This is a genomic window from Streptomyces sp. NPDC056628 (assembly GCF_042792555.1).
GTDB lineage: Bacteria > Actinomycetota > Actinomycetes > Streptomycetales > Streptomycetaceae > Streptomyces.
The window spans coordinates 1-2,904 of record NZ_JBHTWG010000086.1; the positions used below are offsets into that span (position 1 = coordinate 1).

3 protein-coding genes are annotated in these 2,904 nt (G+C 66.6%); 1 reads left to right on the top strand and 2 read right to left on the bottom strand.

Annotated features, from left to right (window positions below):
- On the bottom strand, positions 1–176 hold a 176-nt coding region (locus tag ACFRAC_RS36650), incomplete at its 3' end, for a contact-dependent growth inhibition system immunity protein (protein ID WP_382939700.1).
- A 571-nt stretch (positions 177–747) separates the two neighbouring features.
- On the opposite strand from ACFRAC_RS36650, the gene ACFRAC_RS36655 reads away from it, so the two are divergent.
- Positions 748–993, top strand: coding sequence for a hypothetical protein (locus tag ACFRAC_RS36655; protein ID WP_382939692.1), 246 nt, complete (start codon positions 748–750; stop codon positions 991–993).
- 4 nt (positions 994–997) lie between these two features.
- Here the strand turns inward: ACFRAC_RS36655 and ACFRAC_RS36660 are convergent, their stop codons facing one another.
- Positions 998–2,596 carry an ISL3 family transposase gene (locus ACFRAC_RS36660; protein WP_382939696.1) on the bottom strand — a complete coding sequence of 533 codons (1,599 nt, stop codon included), beginning with the start codon at positions 2,594–2,596 and terminating at the stop codon, positions 998–1,000.
- Between the last annotated feature and the right edge of the window lie 308 nt (positions 2,597–2,904).

Genomic DNA, 2,904 nt, shown 5'->3' on the forward strand with positions numbered 1-2,904 from the left:
AGTCCTATGTCCTGGCCGATCAACAAGCGCATGTCTTCGACGGTGAGCTCGCCGATCGGGCGGCGCCGCAATGCGTGTGCAGTAGCGGCAAGGCGCGTGGCGTCGGCTGACGGGGCCGGCCAGCGGTCGCGTTCAAGCTCTTCAAGGGAGCGGTCACGATTCAGGGGTCGCGTCACCGCCCGATTGTCCTACGACGCGATTTCAAGCGCGGTCCGAGGAGGCCGCCACCACTGGCCTGGACCACAGCGGGGAACCTGGGCCCGCGGGTACACCGCGTCGGTCGGCGCAGGTTGCGGCCAGAGACCCCGGGTCTGCCTTGGTTCACTCTCAGGGGCAGAGTCTGTCCCTCGGCTCGGGCAGCAGTCGCGGATCTTCAGGCCCGTGAATGTTCACGAGAAATGGTTCTGGCACAGGTTCCGTGCAGCAGTGACTGAGCGTTGCGAGCCGGGAGGTGGTTGCCTCGCTGGTCAGGGCTGGATTTGATCCGGCTCGACGAGGTTAGGGTGCTGATTCACCGAACCGAGGAGAGCTGGCGTGCACGGTAGACCGCGGATCGCCGAAGCCCTTGATATCCTACGTGCCGAACTGGAGGTCGGGCGGTCGACGACGGAGTTGACCACTCGGGCTGCATGCCTGGCCTTCATGCGATTCGCGCTACAGCGCTTTGCCACCGAGCCGAGGCCCGACTCAGACGGCCTGCTCTTCCAGTACGGCACGTACGCCTTCAGCGGGCGTCCGATGTTCACTGTGGACCTCACGCGACAGTTCGACATCAGTGACGACGGCGGTGAGCACGACCACTACGTACAGATTCACTGCGAACTCCGCTACAAGTGCGAACCCGCCCTGGACGTCCTGGGAAGCTTCAACTCCTGGTTCTTCCACGACACCAACGCGGGCCTCGACAAGTGGCTCGCTGCCATGGAGGGGCACCTCGAACCGCTGCTGGCTCGTGTGCCCTCCGAGATCGACGTGTACGAGGAGCCGGTATAGGTATTCACGCCAGCAGGGCTCGCTTGCGCAGGAGGTCGAAGCCGGCGCGGCCGAACATCTGACGCTTCAGCATCTTGATCCTGTTGACGTGGCCTTCGACGACACCAGAGTTCCAGGGCAGGGTGAGGCCGGCGATGACAGCGTCGTGGTCTCGGTCGATGCCGGCGGCGAGGGTGTGGAGGCTAGGAAGGTCGTCCTGTCGGACGGCGTCGAGCCAGTCCGGAAGTCGTTCGCCTTGGCGCTCGGTGAGCATGGTCGCGAAGGACCGGACGTGGAGGGTCAGAGCGTCGAGTTCGGGGCAGTGTGTCCGGACGGACTTGAGTTGGATCTGCTCGGCCTCGGTGAGGGTGTCCGGTCGGCGAAGGATCCATCCGGCGACCGTTCGGGGTGAGGGCGGCCGGGCAGTCACCGGCCGCGGCGAGGTGCGCTTCTTGTACAGGTAGGCGCGGACGCGCTGATAGCTGCCTCTGTAGCCGAGCGGGACGATCTCTTCCCAGAGCTTCCAGGCGTTGGTGCACCCCTCGTTCCAGCGGTCGTCGAGGTAGGTCTTGTACTCGTCGAGGACGGATGCCCGGTTCTGCCACTGCCCATCAAAAAGGTCTTCGGGAGCGTCAGCACGGGAGAACCGCAGGACCGTGTTCTGGCTCATGCCAAGTTGCCGGGCCACGGACCGCTTGCTGTGCCCAGCGTCCAGCAGTGCGTGAATGGTGGCGTGCTTGGCGCGTGTGCGTTCGGCGAACCGGTGGCCCATCGGCCAGGGAGAACTGGACGGCTTACTTTCCGACGCGGGCTCCGGCCCAAGGCCGGCGGTCTCAGGAACGAGGGCTCGGAGGCAGTGGCGGTGCTGGGCGACGGATCGTTCGGCGGCTTCGCTGAGGTTGTGCCAGAGGTGCCATCGGTCCGCGACCTGGATCGCCTGAGGGGCTCCGGCTGTGGCGCCTTCTGCGAAGAAGGGCGCACGGTCCCGGCAGATGACCTCGACGCCGGGCCGTTTGGCGAGCCACGCGGCCAGACTTGATGCTTCCGGGTCTGGGAGCAGGTCGATCGGGCGGCGGGTTTCGACATCGACCAGGACGGTGCCGTAGTGGCGGCCCTTGCGGGTGGCGTACTCGTCGACGCCGACTACCCGCGGCGCTGGCACCTCCGGCTCGGGAAAAGCGTCGACCAGGCGCAACACCGTGCTGCGGCTGACGGCCACGCCCAGGACGGCAGCCGGCCGGGCACCGGCCCGGCCGGCCAGGGCGAGACCGACTGCGGCAAGGGTGGAACGTTGTCGCTCGGTGCGCTGGCTGTGCCTGCGGGTGAGGCCGGGTATCTGTTCCGCGAAGGTCCGGCGGGGGCACATGTTGTTCCCGCATCGGAAGCGCCGAACTCGTAACTGGAGTACGACGCGTCGTCCGGCGCTCGGCACGTCAGCGGGAAACCGCAGGTAGGAGCTGTGAACCTGGGTCGACCAGGCTCCGCATCCCGGGCAGGCGGCGCCGACCGTGGTGCATAGCGCGTCAACACGCACTATCTCGATATCCACGTCCACCGACACCACCGCCACGTCCGCAATCGCCGGGAACAACAACTCCTTCAACCGGAGCACGACCTCTTCCACGGTCCGGACTGTCAGCCCAGCAGTACTGACCAACGCCTATTTTCGGGCGACTTCGCAAGCCGCCCAGGGACGCTCAGCTGTCACTCACCGTGGCCCCTGCACGAAAGCTGAGCCAGAACCGGGGTCGCACGCCGTGACGACGTGGAGGGCGGCAGGTCCGGGGAGCTCGGGGAAAGGGCCCTCGGCCGTGCCCCGCGGACGCGGTGCGACCCGTTGTCGGCGACGGCTGAAAAGTGGACCAGCGGCGACGCTTGAAAGTTGACCCCCTCCAGGGGCTTGGCTCGTTGAGTCAGGCCGGGAGGAGTGGT